General features: G+C 69.5%; 15 protein-coding genes and 1 tRNA gene. 7 read left to right on the forward strand and 9 right to left on the reverse strand.

The features are described 5' to 3' along the window. Window positions 1-32 precede the first annotated feature (32 nt). Window positions 33-551, reverse strand: a complete 519-nt coding sequence (locus OG842_RS20065; RefSeq protein ID WP_266731379.1) for an FHA domain-containing protein FhaB/FipA — start codon at window positions 549-551, stop codon at window positions 33-35. A gap of 10 nt (window positions 552-561) precedes the next feature. Next, window positions 562-1,431, reverse strand: coding sequence for an FhaA domain-containing protein (locus tag OG842_RS20070; protein WP_266731380.1), 870 nt, complete (start codon window positions 1,429-1,431; stop codon window positions 562-564). 315 nt (window positions 1,432-1,746) lie between these two features. On the opposite strand from OG842_RS20070, the gene OG842_RS20075 reads away from it, so the two are divergent. Then, window positions 1,747-1,829 (forward strand) — tRNA-Leu (locus OG842_RS20075). A 243-nt stretch (window positions 1,830-2,072) separates the two neighbouring features. Here OG842_RS20075 and OG842_RS20080 read toward each other — a convergent pair. After that, on the reverse strand, window positions 2,073-2,543 hold the full coding sequence (locus OG842_RS20080) for a MarR family winged helix-turn-helix transcriptional regulator (protein ID WP_266731381.1): 471 nt from the start codon (window positions 2,541-2,543) through the stop codon (window positions 2,073-2,075). 88 nt (window positions 2,544-2,631) lie between these two features. Between OG842_RS20080 and OG842_RS20085 the strand changes: the two genes are divergently transcribed. From OG842_RS20085 to OG842_RS20100, 4 genes are all read left to right on the forward strand, one after another. Continuing rightward, on the forward strand, window positions 2,632-3,792 hold the full coding sequence (locus tag OG842_RS20085; protein WP_266731383.1) for a hypothetical protein: 1,161 nt from the start codon (window positions 2,632-2,634) through the stop codon (window positions 3,790-3,792). A 153-nt stretch (window positions 3,793-3,945) separates the two neighbouring features. Then, on the forward strand, window positions 3,946-5,397 hold the full coding sequence (locus OG842_RS20090) for a DUF2252 domain-containing protein (RefSeq protein ID WP_266731384.1): 1,452 nt from the start codon (window positions 3,946-3,948) through the stop codon (window positions 5,395-5,397). 58 nt (window positions 5,398-5,455) lie between these two features. Further along, a complete protein-coding gene (locus OG842_RS20095) occupies window positions 5,456-6,487 on the forward strand; it encodes a J domain-containing protein (protein ID WP_266731385.1) in 1,032 nt (343 codons plus the stop codon). 46 nt (window positions 6,488-6,533) lie between these two features. Beyond that, window positions 6,534-6,878 (forward strand): rhodanese-like domain-containing protein, encoded by a 345-nt coding sequence (locus OG842_RS20100; RefSeq protein ID WP_266731386.1) that lies wholly within the window; start codon window positions 6,534-6,536, stop codon window positions 6,876-6,878. Window positions 6,879-7,030: 152 nt separating this feature from the next. Here OG842_RS20100 and OG842_RS20105 read toward each other — a convergent pair whose 3' ends face one another. From OG842_RS20105 to paaA, 6 genes are all read right to left on the reverse strand, one after another. Then, entirely contained in the window at window positions 7,031-8,167 is a 1,137-nt protein-coding gene (locus OG842_RS20105; protein WP_266733702.1) for an acyl-CoA dehydrogenase family protein, read from the reverse strand. Between the two features lie 104 nt (window positions 8,168-8,271). Further along, window positions 8,272-9,330 (reverse strand): 2Fe-2S iron-sulfur cluster-binding protein, encoded by a 1,059-nt coding sequence (locus OG842_RS20110; RefSeq protein ID WP_266731388.1) that lies wholly within the window; start codon window positions 9,328-9,330, stop codon window positions 8,272-8,274. Then, on the reverse strand, window positions 9,331-9,837 hold the full coding sequence (paaD, locus tag OG842_RS20115; protein WP_266731389.1) for a 1,2-phenylacetyl-CoA epoxidase subunit PaaD: 507 nt from the start codon (window positions 9,835-9,837) through the stop codon (window positions 9,331-9,333). Beyond that, window positions 9,831-10,532, reverse strand: a complete 702-nt coding sequence (gene paaC / locus OG842_RS20120; protein ID WP_266731390.1) for a 1,2-phenylacetyl-CoA epoxidase subunit PaaC — start codon at window positions 10,530-10,532, stop codon at window positions 9,831-9,833. The genes paaD and paaC overlap by 7 nt, the downstream gene beginning before the upstream one ends. Continuing rightward, window positions 10,529-10,819 (reverse strand): 1,2-phenylacetyl-CoA epoxidase subunit PaaB, encoded by a 291-nt coding sequence (paaB, locus tag OG842_RS20125; protein WP_266731391.1) that lies wholly within the window; start codon window positions 10,817-10,819, stop codon window positions 10,529-10,531. The genes paaC and paaB overlap by 4 nt, the downstream gene beginning before the upstream one ends. After that, complete coding sequence (gene paaA, locus OG842_RS20130) at window positions 10,816-11,844, reverse strand: 1,2-phenylacetyl-CoA epoxidase subunit PaaA (RefSeq protein ID WP_266731392.1); 1,029 nt, start codon at window positions 11,842-11,844, stop codon at window positions 10,816-10,818. Before paaA ends, paaB begins: the two co-directional genes overlap by 4 nt. 115 nt (window positions 11,845-11,959) lie before the next feature. Here paaA and OG842_RS20135 point away from each other — a divergent pair, with 115 nt between their 5' ends. Both OG842_RS20135 and OG842_RS20140 read left to right on the forward strand, forming a co-directional pair. Continuing rightward, window positions 11,960-12,742, forward strand: a complete 783-nt coding sequence (locus OG842_RS20135; protein ID WP_266731393.1) for a DUF5819 family protein — start codon at window positions 11,960-11,962, stop codon at window positions 12,740-12,742. Beyond that, complete coding sequence (locus OG842_RS20140; protein ID WP_266731394.1) at window positions 12,739-13,992, forward strand: HTTM domain-containing protein; 1,254 nt, start codon at window positions 12,739-12,741, stop codon at window positions 13,990-13,992. The genes OG842_RS20135 and OG842_RS20140 overlap by 4 nt, the downstream gene beginning before the upstream one ends. The last annotated feature ends 38 nt before the right edge of the window (window positions 13,993-14,030 follow it).

Raw genomic sequence — 14,030 nt, forward strand, 5'->3', positions numbered from 1 at the left:
CGGCTCGCTCGCTCCGCTCGCTCATTGTCGTATTACTTCCGCAGCTCGATGACGGTCTTGCCGATCCGGATCGGCGCGCCCAGCGGAACGGGTGTCGGGGTGGTGAGTCGGGTCCGGTCGAGATACGTGCCGTTGGTGGACCCGAGATCCTCGACGATCCACTGGCCGTCACGGTCGGGGTAGATCCTGGCATGCCTGCTGGACGCGTAGTCGTCGTCCAGCACGATCGTTGAATCGTGCGCCCGGCCCAGGGTGATGGTCTGCCCCTGGAGCGCCACCGTGGTGCCGGTGAGGCTGCCCTCGGAGACGACCAGCTTTGTGGGTGCCCCCCGGCGCTGGCGGCCCGGCGGCTGCTGGCGTTGCTGCGGCGGCGCCGCAGCATTCTGGCGTGCCTGTGGAGGCCGCGCGTCGTTCGCAGTGCGGCGTGAGCCGCGCTGCGTGACACGCGTTCCGAACAGGTCACTACGAATGACCTGGACGGCCACGATCACGAACAGCCACAGAACAGCCAGGAAACCTAGCCGCATGACCGTCAGGGTCAGCTCTGACATTGCCCCCGCTTCACCCTTCGGCTTGCCGGTAAACGATGGTGGTGCTGCCCACGACGATCCGCGAGCCGTCGCGGAGCGTAGCGCGGGTGGTGTGCTGCCCGTCTACCACGATGCCGTTGGTAGACCCGAGATCCTGGATCGTCGAGGGCGTTCCGGTCCGGATCTCACAGTGCCGGCGCGATACGCCGGGGTCGTCGATCCGCACGTCGGCGTCGGTGCTGCGTCCCAGCACCAGCGTCGGGCGGGAGATCTGATGGCGGGTGCCGTTGATCTCGATCCAGCGTCGCACCTGCGCGTTCGGCAGGGGGCTGGGCCCGGCCGGCGGGTGCCGGTCGGTGCTGGGGGCTCCGGCCCGGCCGGCGCCCGGCGGCGGGGCCGCGGGCATGGGCGGGCCGGAGCTGGGCGGGTATCCGTAGCCGCCGGTGGGCTGCGCGGACCGGCCCGGACCCGGGTAGGGAGGCTGGCCCTGCGGTCCCTGGCGGCCCTGGGGGTCCTGCTGTGACGAACTCGACGCCAGGGTGCGGCTGCGTACCCGGTAGAGCCCGGTGTCGAGGTCGTCGGCCTTCTCCAGGTGGACCTTGATGGGGCCCATGAAGGTGTACCGCTGCTGCTTGGCGTAGTCGCGGACCAGCCCGGAGAGTTCGTCGCCCAGCTGGCCGGAGTACGGGCTGAGCCGCTCGTAGTCAGGGGTGCTGAGCTCGACGATGAAGTCGTTGGGGACGACGGTCCGCTCGCGGTTCCAGATCGTCGCGTTGTTGTCGCACTCGCGCTGGAGGGCTCCCGCGATCTCGACCGGCTGGACCTCGGACTTGAAGACCTTGGCGAAGGTGCCGTTGACCAGACCTTCGAGACGCTGCTCGAAACGCTTCATGACTCCCATGGGGCACCTCCTCCGTTGTAGTCGTCCCTGTACTGCTTACTGATCGTATCCACGCGTCGGGAAATCGGCTGGTTCCCCTTGTCTGCCCTGTGGATGAGTGTCACCTCTCACACGGATCGTAGAGGCGGCCTCCTCACAGTGTCCCGCACCCGGGGTGCACAAAGGAGGAGTGGGGCCGACTGCTCGGCGTTCCCGCTTCCCTCCAGTCGGCCGGTGAAACAACGGATGTGAATCCACCCTGTCCAGCGTGCTAATCTTCCGGATGTCGCCAGGCGATCGCACCAAACGGTGAGAGAGTCTGGAAACACCACTCTTGCGCGAGTGGCGGAACGGCAGACGCGCTGGCTTCAGGTGCCAGTGTCCTTAGGGACGTGGGGGTTCAAATCCCCCCTCGCGCACAAGAGAGAAGCCCCACAGGCCAACGGTCTGTGGGGCTTCTTCGTTCCCGGGATTCGGTTCAGGGTCTGATTCGGGGTCTGGCTCGGGTTTCATCGGGTTCCGGTTCGGGTCGGTCGCGCGTTTTTTCTTGCGCCCCGTTTCCGTCGCGGATTCTGGTTTCACGTGAAACGTCTGGTTCGGGGCACCCTGCGGTCCGGCTGGGCTGCCGAGTTGCTGGGCTGTCGGGCTGCTGGATTGCCGGGTCAGGCTCGCGGTGTCTGCGGGGCGGGCGTGGGGGCGTTGCCGGCCGAGTTGTAACGCAGCAGGTACTCCGCGAACCGGGCGAGATCTTCCTCTGTCCAGTCAGCGAGGCGCTCCCGGTAGGCCGTGCGGCGGCTGGCCTGGGTGGAGGCGAGGGCCTGGGTTCCGGCCGCAGTGGGGTGCAGTACCTGGATTCGGTGGTCATCGGGGTCCGGGTGGCGCTCGACCAGTCCCATTTTCTCCAGGGTGGCGATCTGTCGGCTGACCGTCGATTTGTCCAGCATGTAGTGCGTGGCCAGATCTGTCGCGCGGCAGCCGTGCCGGTCTTCGATGTGCGCCAGCAGCGTGTACGAGACCAGGGGGAGCTCCGGGTGGAGGCGGGCCGCTGCAGCTCGCGCGCGGCGCGCGAAGGCGGTCAGTTCTCGCTGGATGACGTCCAGCGACTCCTCGCGTTCTTCGGGGGTGCCTGGCACTGTTCCGCCTTCCGTCTCGCGGTTTCCGAATTTCAGTTGTATAGTACAACGAATTAAGAGTTGTAAAAGCCAACTATTGGAGTTCCGCATGTCGACAGGCTCGAGTGCCGCCACCGGCTCGACCGCCGCCGCTCTCCGCCATGTGCTGAGCCATTTCGTCACGCCGCTGCTGATGTGCATCGGTATGGGGCTCGCCTACCTCGGGGCCTTCCACGCCCCGGAGCCGCACGATCTCCGGGTGGATGTGGTCGGTTCGGGGCCGAGCGCGCAGGTGCTCGCGCAGACGCTGCAGGACAAGAGTGACGGGGCGCTGAGCGTACGTACGGTTCCTGACCGTGCCGCGGCGGTGGACCACCTGAAGACACAGGCGAGTTACGGCGCCTACCTGCCGGGAAAGCACCCCGAGCTGCTCGTGGCCAGCGCGTCCTCGGACACCAGTGCCACGGTGGTCGAGAAGGTGTTCACCAAGGTGGCCGCCGGACAGGGCGACCCGCTGAAGGTGACGGACACGGCGCCGACCGCGGACGGTGACCCGACCGGCCAGGGCATCTTCTTCCTGCTGGTCGCGGTGAGCATCGGTTCGTACGCATCGGTCGCCGTCATCGGCGGTGCGGGCGCCGTGCTGGCGCTGCGGATCAGGGCCGCGCTGGCCGTTGCCGCGTCGCTGGTGGTGAGCGTGATCGGCGTGGTGTTCGCGGGGCCGCTGTTCGGCCTCGTGGACCACGGGCTCGGCGGTCTGTGGGCGATGGCCTGGCTGTACTCCGCGGGCATCCTGCTGATCGGTGTCGGACTGCACACCTTCCTCAAGCGCTGGACGACGCTCGGTCTGATGGTGCTGTTCGTGATGCTCAACTTCACCAGCTCCGGCGGTATCTTCCGGCCCGAACTCCAGCCCGGCTTCTTCGCCTCGCTGCACTCCTTCTGGAACGGTGCGGGCTTCGTCGAGGGCGTACGCAGCCATGTGTACTTCGGCGGGCACGGGCTCGGCGGGCATGTGCTGGTGCTCGCGCTCTGGTTCGTGGTGGGCCTGGCCCTGATAGGTCTGGCTGGGCTGGCCGAGTCGAAGCGGCGGAAGGCCGCGGCGGAGGCGGCAGCGGCCGACACCGGAGCCGGTGCCGTCGCCGGCTCCGTCGAGGCCGACGGAGCGCACGGGCCCAAGCACGCCGCCAGGACCGGGGCCGGGACCCGGACCGAGGCGGGCGACGCGGAGGAGGTCGAGGAAGAGATGGAAGAGACCGTCGGTGTCTGACCAGGACGGATCGTTGTCCACAGGCCGCAAGGTGGGTTTTCCACAGGGGCAGACGGCTTTCGGTCGACGGCGGTACCTTCGTCGCAATTGATCTGCTGTGCGACAGGGCGTCGGGCCAGAAGCGCAGGGCGAGAGCGGGGGAGGCTGCGCGCCATGGGTGACATCGAAGCGACAGTGCTGGTTCAGCGGGCTGCGACAGGTGATCTGCGGATTCCGGTCGTGCCCGGATTCGCGCGGCGGGTGTCCGCGGCGGGCGGGGGCGCGGCACGGTCGCCGAGGGCGGCGGGCAAGGCGCTGCGGGAGCGGGTGCCCAGGGCCTCGCACTCGCGCCTGGACCTTCCGGCCGGGCGGCCCGATGCGGTGCGGGCGGTCGAGGAGTCGAGCCGGGGCAGGGTGCCCGCGCTCGCCCCGATACGGGTGGGGCGGATGGCGGCCACGCCCTTTGCCTTTCTGCGCGGTTCGGCCGGGCTGATGGCCCATGACCTCGTTGGTACACCGGTCAGCGGGGTGGGCGCCCAGCTCTGCGGCGATGCGCACGCGGCCAATTTCGGGCTGTACGGCGATGCGAGGGGCAGCCTGGTCATCGATCTCAACGACTTCGACGAGACCGTGTACGGCCCGTGGGAGTGGGACCTCAAGCGCCTGGCCACCTCGCTGGTGCTCGCGGGGCGCGAGGCCGGGGCGGACGAGGACACCTGCCGGCAGGGCGCGTACGACACGGTGGGCGCGTATCGGCGGACGATGCGGCTGCTGGCCAAGTTGTCCGCGCTCGACGCCTGGAACGCCATCGCGGACGAGGAGTTGGTCTCGCACACGGACGCGCGGGATCTTCTCGGAACCCTGGAGCGGGTCTCTGAGAAGGCCCGTAACAACACCAGCGCCCGCTTCGCGGCCAAGTCCACCGAGGATTCCGGGGACGGCGGACGCCGCTTCGTCGATGCGCCGCCGGTGCTGCGGCGGGTGCCGGACGAGGAGGCCGCAGCGGTCGCTGCGGGGCTCGGTGACTATCTGGGCACGCTCTCGGAGGACCGGGTTCCGCTTCTGGCCCGGTACGCGATCCATGACGTGGCGTTCCGGGTGGTCGGCACCGGGAGCGTCGGCACCCGCTCGTACGTGGTGCTTCTGCTCGATCACCGCGGCGAGCCCCTGGTGCTCCAGGTGAAGGAGGCGCGGCCCTCCGTGCTGGCGCCGTACTTGCCGGCGGTCGGCTTCGATGTGCCGGAGGTGGCGCACGAGGGGCGCAGGGTGGTGCTCGGGCAGAAGCGGATGCAGGTCGTCAGCGACATCCTGCTGGGCTGGGCGACGGTGGACGGGCGTGCGTTCCAGGTGCGGCAGTTCAGGAACCGCAAGGGGAGCGTGGATCCGGCGGCGCTGGCGGCCGATCAGGTCGATGACTACGGCCGGATGACCGGTGCGCTGTTGGCGCGGGCCCATGCGCACAGCGCGGATCCGCGGCTGATCGCGGGCTACTGCGGCAAGAACGAGGAACTGGACGAGGCGGTGGCGGCGTTCGCGGTGACCTACGCGGACCGTACGGAGGCGGACCACGCGGAGTTGGTGCGGGCCGTCGGGTCGGGGCGAATAACCGCCGAACTGGGCGTCTGAGGGGCATCGGGTCGACCGCGCGTCCTCGGGACGTGAGCGGTGGCCATACGCTGGACGGGTGACCCACGAAGCCGCCGGGGTGCCGACCACCCGGAACGACGATGACCGGCAGGACAACGACCGGCAGGACAACGACCGGTGGCGCGAGCAGCACGCCCGGAACGAGCCGCTTGAGCAGCACGGCCAGGGCGAGCCGCTTGAGCCGGTCGGCCGGTCGGACGATGCCGGTCCGGAGACCGGTGCCGACGGCGGTTCCGGCGCTGCTGCGGGAGGCGCCGGTGCCGACGGTGGCGGGACGGATGGTCGTGCTGGGGACGAGCGGCCCGAGGCCCGGCTCGCGAGGGCGGTCCGGGTGGCTGAGCAGGCGCTGATCGAGTTCGAGATCGCGGTGGAGACCTTCCGGGTCGAGGTCGAGAACTTCTCCCGGCTGCATCACCAGAGGCTTGGGCCCATGTACGCCCGCCTCGACGAGCTCGATGCGCAGATCGCGGAGGCCCGGGCCGCCAGGACGGGCGACCCGGAGGACATCCGCAAGGCGCAGGAGGCCCGGTCGGTCGTCATGCCGATGCCGGGTGTCGACGAGCTGTTCCACGACTGGATCGACTCCGACGGGCTGTCCCCCGAGGCCGCGGCGATGTTGACCGAGCAGCCGGTCCGGCCGCCCAAGAGGGTCCGGCCGACCGAGGAGGCGCGCAAGCTCTACCGCGACCTGGCACGCCAGGCCCACCCGGACCTGGCGCAGGACGAGACGGAGCGGGCCCGCCGGGACGAGTTCATCGCCCGTGTGAACGCCGCATACGGGCGGGGGGACGAGGCGCTCCTGATGGAGCTGGCGCAGGAATGGGCGGCAGGTCCGGTGGCCCCGGAGGCGGAGCTCAGCGAGAGCGAGGAGCTCTACGCCCGGCTGAACTGGCTGACTCAGCGCAAGGAGCTCCTGACGGTGCTCGCCCAGGAGCTGGAGGAGGGCGCGATCGGGGCCATGCTGCGGATGGCGCCGGACGATCCGGACCGGCTGCTCGAAGAGATCGCCGAGCAGCTGCTGGGCGAGGTCGCGCAGCGCGAGGCGGAGCTGGCGGGATTGGTGCAGTAGCGTTCCAGGTGACTCTGGCGCGTACGTACGAGAGAAGGCATGACCCATGAATTTCGCCCCGCTGCCCTCGGTGGACGTCGCGGCGGTTCCGTCGGACGGCTTCGTGCTGGACGTCCGGGAGGACAACGAGTGGGCGGCCGGGCACGTCGAGGGCGCCCTGCACATCCCGATGAGTGACTTCGTGGCCCGCTTCGGGGAGCTGACCCAGGCCGCCGAGGACGGCCGACGCGTGCACGTCATGTGCCGGGTCGGTGGCCGGTCGGCCCAGGTCACCCAGTACCTGGTGCAGCAGGGCATCGACGCCGTGAACATCGACGGCGGGATGCTCGCCTGGGACGGCGCCGGACGCCCGATGGTCACGGACAGCGGCACCCCGGCCTTCGTGCTCTGAGCCGGATAGCCGTTCCGGGCCGGATAGCCGTTCCGGGCCGGGGAGCCCAAGGCGGAACGGCTCCCCTGGCCGGGGCGGCTCTGTTGTCGGTCGGCCGTCGGCCGTCGGCTGTCGGCCGGCTGTCGGCCGGTCTGATCTTCGTTCGGCCGGTGTCAGCCGAGGAGGTGTGCGGCCAGCAGGCTGCCCAGCGCCTCCTCGTGTGCCGCCGCCGGGCCGAGGGACAGCTCGATCTGCTTGGCCCAGGCATGAAAGCGGTGCAGCGGGTAGTCCGTGTCCGCACCGAAACCGCCGTGCAGATGCTGTGCCGTCTGCACGACGCGGCGTACGCCGTCCGACGCCCAGATCTTCGCCACGGCGATGTCGCCCTCGGCAGGAAGCGCCCCGTCGGCCCCGGTGGAGATCCGCCAGGCCGCTTGCCAGAGTGTCACTTCCATGGCCCGCAGGTCGATGTACCGGTCCGCGGCCTGTACGGCGACGGACTGGAACGTCGCCACCGGGAAACCGAACTGCTCGCGCTTGCCGGTGTATTGGCTCGTCATGGCGAGCACGGCCTCTCCCAGGCCCAGTGCCAGCGCGCACGTTCCGGTGGTGAGGAGGGCGCGCAGCCACTCCCAGGCCCCGGCGCCGTCGATCAGCGCGCGGTCGTCGATCCGTACCGACTCCAGCCGGACCTCGGCGAACCGTTCACCGTTGGTGGAGACCTGCTCGGCCAGGGTGACACCGTCCTGGGCGGGCTGGACCAGGGCGACGACCGCCCGGCCCTCGTCCGTGCGGGCCGGGAGCGCGATCCAGTCCGCTGCCTGTGCCCACGGCACCGCCGACTGCATTCCGTCGAGCACCCAGCCGGCTGTCGCCTTCCGGCGGGCCTTGACGGCGAGTTCGGCCGGATCGTGGCCGGAGCGGCCGTTGGACCCGGCGGTGAGGACCAGTTCGCCCCGGCCGACCCGAGGCAGCAACTCGCCGGCCAGCCCCGGGTCCCCGTACCGCTGGAGCGCCATCGCGACCGCGCAGGTCTCCAGCAACGGCACTCTCGCGAGCACCTTGGCGGACTCGCGCAACACCACGCAGAGCGCCACGAGATCGAGTCCGGCCCCGCCGTGCTCCGGCAGAAGCGTCAGGCTCAGCAGATCGCTCGACGCCAGCCCGGCCCACAGGGGGCGGTCGATGTCCTCGGCCACCGCGCCCGGCACGAGAGCGGGGCTGGGAACCCCGTCCGGTGCGACTCCCGAGAAGACCGCTCGCGCTGCCTCCGCGGCTGCCTGCTGTTCCTCGGTGAAGGTGAAGTCCACTGTCCTGGCCTCCCGTTGACCGATGACCGCCTGAATCTGACGGATCGTCAAGATAGAACAGGTTCTATGAGAAGGGAACAGAGGAGGAGCAGCGACGGGGTCGCTCAACGGTCGAAGTCGAGCTCCACCTCCGGTGTGACCGGATGCGACTGGCAAGCCAGCACATAGCCCGCGCCCGTCTCCTCGGGCTCCAGCGCGAAGTTGCGGTCCATCCTCACCTCGCCCGAGACCAGGAACGCCCGGCAGGTCCCGCATACCCCGCCCTTGCAGGCGTACGGTGCGTCGGCACGGCTGCGCAGCACCGTTTCCAGCAGCGATTCGCCCTCCTCCACGGGCCAGGTGCCGGAGCGGCCGTCCAGGGTCGCGGTGAGACGGCTGTGAGCGGGCGACTCGATCCGGGGGCGGGCGGATGCGCTCGGGCCCTCGTCCACATGGAAGATCTCCTGGTGGATGCGGGTCCGGTCGACGCCCAGGCCGCGCAACGCCCGGTCCGCGGCCAGGACCAGCCCGAACGGCCCGCAGAGGTACCAGCCATCCACCTCGGCCATCGGCAGCAGCGCGGGCAGCAGCTCGGTGAGACGGTCCTGGTCCAGCCGTCCGGAGGGAAGGCCGGCCTGCTGCTCTTCCCGGGAGAGCACCGTGACCAGCTGGAACCGGTCCGGGTAGCGGTCCTTGAGGTCGGCGACCTCGTCCAGGAACATCGTCGAGAGCGCTGTCCGGTCACTGCGGATCAGGCAGAAATGGGCGTCGGGTTCCCGCGCCAGCAGCGTGGCCGCGATCGACAGCACCGGTGTGATTCCGCTGCCCCCGACGATCGCCGCGAAGTGCCCGGCGCGGGGCGCCAGCACGAAGCGGCCCATCGGGGACATTGCCTCGACCACGTCACCGACAGCGAGTTCCTTCAGGGCGTACGTGGAGAACGCGCCGCCGTCGACGAGCCGGATGCCCACCCGCAGTACCGGGTCGTGCGGCTCCTCGACGGCCGGGGAGCAGATCGAGTACGAGCGGCGGATCTCCTCGCCGTCGACCGTGTACCGCACGTTGAGATGCTGGCCGGGCTTGTGGCGGAAGGTCTCGCGCAACTCGGGCGGCACGGCGAGGGTGACGGCCACCGAATCGTCCGTGAGCCGTTCGATGGCGCGGACCCGGAGCGGATGGAACATCTACAACTCCTTGAAGTGGTCGAACGGTTCGCGGCACGTCACGCAGCGGCGCAGCGCCTTGCACGCGGTCGAGGAGAACCGGCTCAGCAGCTCCGTATCGGTCGAGCCGCAGTGCGGGCAGCGCACCGAGAGCGTGAGCGGGACCGGGCCGCCCGCGGGGGCCGTGACATCGTGCGGGCGCGGGGGCGCTATGCCGAACTCCGCCAGCTTGCGCCGCCCTTCCGCGCTGATGTCGTCCGTTGACCAGGCCGGGGAGAGCACGGTGACCACGGAGACCTCCGGTATGCCGTGGTCGTGCAGAACCCGCTCGATGTCCGCGGACATGGCCTCGATCGCGGGGCAGCCCGTGTAGGTCGGGGTGAGACGCACGGTGACCTTGCCGGGGGCGAGGACGTCCACGCCCCGGAGCACGCCCAGCTCGTCCAGGGTGAGCACGGGCAGCTCGGGGTCGGGCACGGAGCCTGCGAGGCGGTGCAGCTCCTCCTCCAGGAGTGTCTCGGTCACCATGACGCCCCCGGATGGCTGCGATGTAGGTGCTGCATCTCGGCGATCATGCGGCCGAAGGGTTCCGTGTGGATGCCCTGGCGCCCCGCGCCCGCCGTCCACGCCCCGGACTGCGGACCGGCCGGCAGCGTCAGAGTGGCCCGGTCCAGCACCGCGGAGACGGACTCCAGCCAGCCGCCCCGCAGCGACTGCCAGTCGATCTCCACGCCCTCGACGGGCTCGAACAACTCGCCGGTGAACCGCCAGAGGGCGTCCACCGCGCGCTGCATCCGGTCATGGCTCTCGTCCGTGCCGTCGCCGAGCCGCAGCGTCCAGTGCTCCGCGTGGTCCTGGTGGTACGCGACCTCCTTGACGGCCTTCGCCGCCAGACCGGCGAACGCGCTCTCGCCCGAGGCCAGCTGCTCGTACAGCAGCCGCTGATAGGTGGAGAAGTAGAGCTGGCGGGCGATGGTGTGGGCGAAGTCGCCGTTCGGCTGCTCGACCAGCTGGACGTTGCGGAAGGCGCGCTCCTCGCGCAGATACGCCAGCTCGTCCTCGTCGCCGGCCATGGTGAGGAGCACCCGGGCCTGGCCCAGCAGGTCCAGGGCGATGTTGGCCAGGGCCACTTCTTCTTCCAGCACGGGCGCATGGCCCGCCCACTCCCCCAGCCGGTGCGAGAGCACCAGCGCGTCGTCGCCCAGGGCGAGGGCCGCGGTCACAGGTGCTTCACCCCTTCCGGGATCTCGTAGAACGTCGGATGCCGGTACGGCTTGTCAGCGGCCGGCTCGAAGAAGGAGTCCTTCTCGTCCGGGGACGAGGCCGTGACCTGTGCGGACGGGACCACCCAGATCGAGACGCCCTCGGAACGGCGGGTGTACAGATCGCGCGCGTTGCGCAGGGCCATCTCCGCGTCCGGGGCGTGCAGGCTGCCCGCGTGGGTGTGGGAAAGGCCGCGGCGGGAACGCACGAACACCTCCCACAGTGGCCATTCGGTCGAGCTGCTCATGCTGTCGCCTCCCCGTTCCTCGCTGCTGTTTGCGTCGCTGTGTGCGTCGATGTGTGCTTCTCGGCGTAGGCAACCGCCGCGTCCCGGACCCAGGCGCCCTCCTCGTGTGCCCGGCGGCGCTGGGTGAGGCGCTGCTCGTTGCACGGGCCGTTGCCCTTGAGGACCTCCTGGAACTCCTTCCAGTCGATCGCCCCGAAGTCGTGCTGTCCGCGTTCCTCGTTCCACCGGAGGTCCGGGTCCGGGAGAGTGAGCCCCAGCGCCTCGGCCTGCGGGACGCAGATGTCCACGAAGCGCTGCCGCAGCTCGTCGTTGGAGTGACGCTTGATCTTCCAGGTCATCGACTGTGCCGAGTGGGCCGAGGCGTCGTCCGGCGGGCCGAACATCATCAGGGACGGCCACCACCAGCGGTTCACCGCGTCCTGCGCCATCTCGTGCTGCGCCGGGGTGCCGCCGCTGAGGGTGAGCAGCAGCTCGTACCCCTGGCGCTGGTGGAAGGACTCCTCCTTGCAGATGCGGACCATCGCCCGGGCGTACGGGCCGTAGGAGCAGCGGCACAGCGGCACCTGGTTGGTGATCGCGGCACCGTCCACGAGCCAGCCGATCGCGCCGACGTCCGCCCAGGTCAGCGTCGGGTAGTTGAAGATCGATGAATACCTCTGGCGGCCCGCGTGGAGCTTGTCGAGCAGCTCCTCGCGGCCGGTGCCGAGGGTCTCCGCCGCGCTGTACAGATAAAGGCCGTGGCCCGCCTCGTCCTGCACCTTGGCCATGAGGATCGCCTTGCGGCGCAGCGAGGGCGCGCGCGAGATCCAGTTGGCCTCCGGCTGCATGCCGATGATTTCGGAGTGGGCATGCTGGGCCATTTGCCTGACCAGCGAGGCGCGGTACGCATCGGGCATCCAGTCGCGTGGCTCGATGCGCTCGTCCGCCGCCACCGCGGCGTCGAATGCCGCCTCCAGGGCCTCGTCCGCCCCTTCGGGCCTGTCCGCTCTCGCCTGCGCTGTCTGGTCCGCAGTCACTGCCGCCATCCCGGACTCCCTACCGACCGATCGTTCGGTTCAATGTCTTCAATGGTGAGTCGGTGGCCCGTAGGGTGTCAACCCTGTGGATAACTGACCGGGGATCGACGGGGATCGGGGCGGGATGGATTCGTACGACGACAGGGGCTCCGAGAGCGGGAACGGGAGTGCCGAAGGCGGGGGCTGGAGGGCCGAGCCGGGGCCGGATCAGCGGGCGGACGAGCCTTCCGGTGCTGGTCAGATCCTGGAGGCAGCTCCTCGTGAGGGTATGGCCGCGCTGTCTCTTCCGTACCAGATCGTTGCCGCGATAGCACTGTCGGTCATCGGCCTGGTCGCCTGTGGACAACTGGTCATGGTGTTTCTGCACGTCGCACCCTCCAACACCCTGACCAAGCAGCACGGCGAAGCGGTCGACGAGTGGGTCTATCCCGAGTTCGAGCAGAACTGGAAGCTCTTCGCCCCGAATCCGCTCCAGCAGAACGTCGCCGTCCACGTCCGAGCCGAGATAGCCGGCCCCGACGGGCGCCGCACCACACCCTGGATGAGCCTTTCCGGCGAGGACGGCAAGGCGATACGCGGCAATCTCCTCCCCAGCCACGTCCAGCAGAACGAACTCCGCCGCGGCTGGGACTTCTACATCAGTTCCCACGACAACCAGAACCGCGCCAACGGCCTTCGCGGCCAGCTCTCCGAGCGCTACATCCGCCGCATCGTGATGCTGCGCCTCGGCGAACACGACTACGGCGGCACCGTCGAGCGCATCCAGGTCCGTTCCGAGGTGCGGTCCGTCGCGGCGCCCGCGTGGAGCGAGGAGAAGATCAGCACACGGCCGTCCTACCGGGTACTGCCGTGGTGGACGGTAACTCCCGAGGACCTTCCCAAGGGCACCGAGGGGGCGGACAAGTGAGTACGGTCATTCTCGACCGCAAGGCCGACAACAAGCTCGCCCGCGGTATCCAGCGCATCACCTCCACGGCCCTCGGCCAGTATCAGAGTGCCGTCATCCGGATCGGCTTCTCGGCCACCTATCTACTCTTCCTGCTGCGCGAGCTGCCGCACCGCCACGAGATGTACGGCCCCGACGCCCCGTGGCGCTGGGACATGGCGCAGCAGCTCATATCCGGCAACCAGTCGTTCACCGCGCTCATGTGGTCGGACAGCACCGTCTGGTTCGAGGTCGTGTACGCGGTCGCGCTGATCTCCGCGGCGTTGCTGATGGTCGGCTGGCACACCCGGGCCACGTCGGTCCTCTTCATGGCCGGGGTGCTCTCCCTGCAGAACCGCAGCATCTTCATGGGCGACGGCGGCGACAACGTCATCCACCTCATGGCGATCTATCTGGTGCTCACGCGCTGCGGGCGGGTCTGGTCGCTGGACGCCCGGCGGGCGGCGCGGCAGGCGCGCGCGGAAGCGGACGGGACGCGGAGCCCGGTGCTCGGCAATCTGGCCGGCCCGGTGCTCTGGGTGGTGCTCGGCCTCGTGCTGATCGTGGCCAGTGTGACGGACGGGCTCGGCGGTACCTGGTGGCTGCCGACTCTGCTCTGGTTCCTGTGGGTCGGCGAAGGCGCCTGGTGGGCCGTGAACCGTTACGCACCGCAGAGCCAGTCACGCACGCTGCTCGATGTCGTCGCCAATCTCGCCCACAACGCGACCCTCGTCGTGATCATGGCCGAGGTCTGTCTGATCTACGCCACCGCGGGCTGGTACAAGATCCAGGGCTCGCGGTGGCAGGACGGCACGGCGCTGTACTACCCGCTCAAGCTCGACTACTTCACGCCCTGGCCCGGACTGTCGGACATCCTCGCCTCCAACTCCGTGATGGTGATGGTGCTCACCTACGGCACGGTCATCGTCCAGGTCGCGTTTCCCTTCACCCTTTTCAACCGGCGGGTCAAGAACGTCCTGCTCGTCGCCATGATTCTTGAGCACGCAGGCATCGCTCTGCTGCTCGGGCTGCCCTTCTTCTCCATGGCGATGATCGCCGCCGACTCCGTCTTCCTGCCGACCGTCTTCCTGGTCTGGCTCGGCGGCCGGGTGACGCTGGCCCGCGAGCGGCTGTTCCCGGTCAGGACCAAGATTCCCGGTCAGCGGCGTGGCGGCGACGACGAGGAGGCCCGGCAGCACAGCGGCGACGGGGGCCATACGCTCGTCGGGTGAGTAGTGAGAGCGGCAGTACGGGCAGCGCGGGTACCAGC

Source organism: Streptomyces sp. NBC_00376 (assembly GCF_036077095.1).
GTDB lineage: Bacteria > Actinomycetota > Actinomycetes > Streptomycetales > Streptomycetaceae > Streptomyces.

What these genes read in the sequence shown, in the direction of transcription:
- OG842_RS20065 (WP_266731379.1), bottom strand. Translation starts at nt 551, where the DNA reads ATGTCAGAGCTGACCCTGACGGTCATGCGGCTAGGTTTCCTGGCTGTT.
- OG842_RS20070 (WP_266731380.1), bottom strand. Translation starts at nt 1,431, where the DNA reads ATGGGAGTCATGAAGCGTTTCGAGCAGCGTCTCGAAGGTCTGGTCAAC.
- OG842_RS20085 (WP_266731383.1), top strand. Translation starts at nt 2,632, where the DNA reads ATGTCGACAGGCTCGAGTGCCGCCACCGGCTCGACCGCCGCCGCTCTC.
- OG842_RS20090 (WP_266731384.1), top strand. Translation starts at nt 3,946, where the DNA reads ATGGGTGACATCGAAGCGACAGTGCTGGTTCAGCGGGCTGCGACAGGT.
- OG842_RS20100 (WP_266731386.1), top strand. Translation starts at nt 6,534, where the DNA reads ATGAATTTCGCCCCGCTGCCCTCGGTGGACGTCGCGGCGGTTCCGTCG.
- OG842_RS20110 (WP_266731388.1), bottom strand. Translation starts at nt 9,330, where the DNA reads ATGTTCCATCCGCTCCGGGTCCGCGCCATCGAACGGCTCACGGACGAT.
- paaD (WP_266731389.1), bottom strand. Translation starts at nt 9,837, where the DNA reads ATGGTGACCGAGACACTCCTGGAGGAGGAGCTGCACCGCCTCGCAGGC.
- paaB (WP_266731391.1), bottom strand. Translation starts at nt 10,819, where the DNA reads ATGAGCAGCTCGACCGAATGGCCACTGTGGGAGGTGTTCGTGCGTTCC.
- paaA (WP_266731392.1), bottom strand. Translation starts at nt 11,844, where the DNA reads ATGGCGGCAGTGACTGCGGACCAGACAGCGCAGGCGAGAGCGGACAGG.
- OG842_RS20135 (WP_266731393.1), top strand. Translation starts at nt 11,960, where the DNA reads ATGGATTCGTACGACGACAGGGGCTCCGAGAGCGGGAACGGGAGTGCC.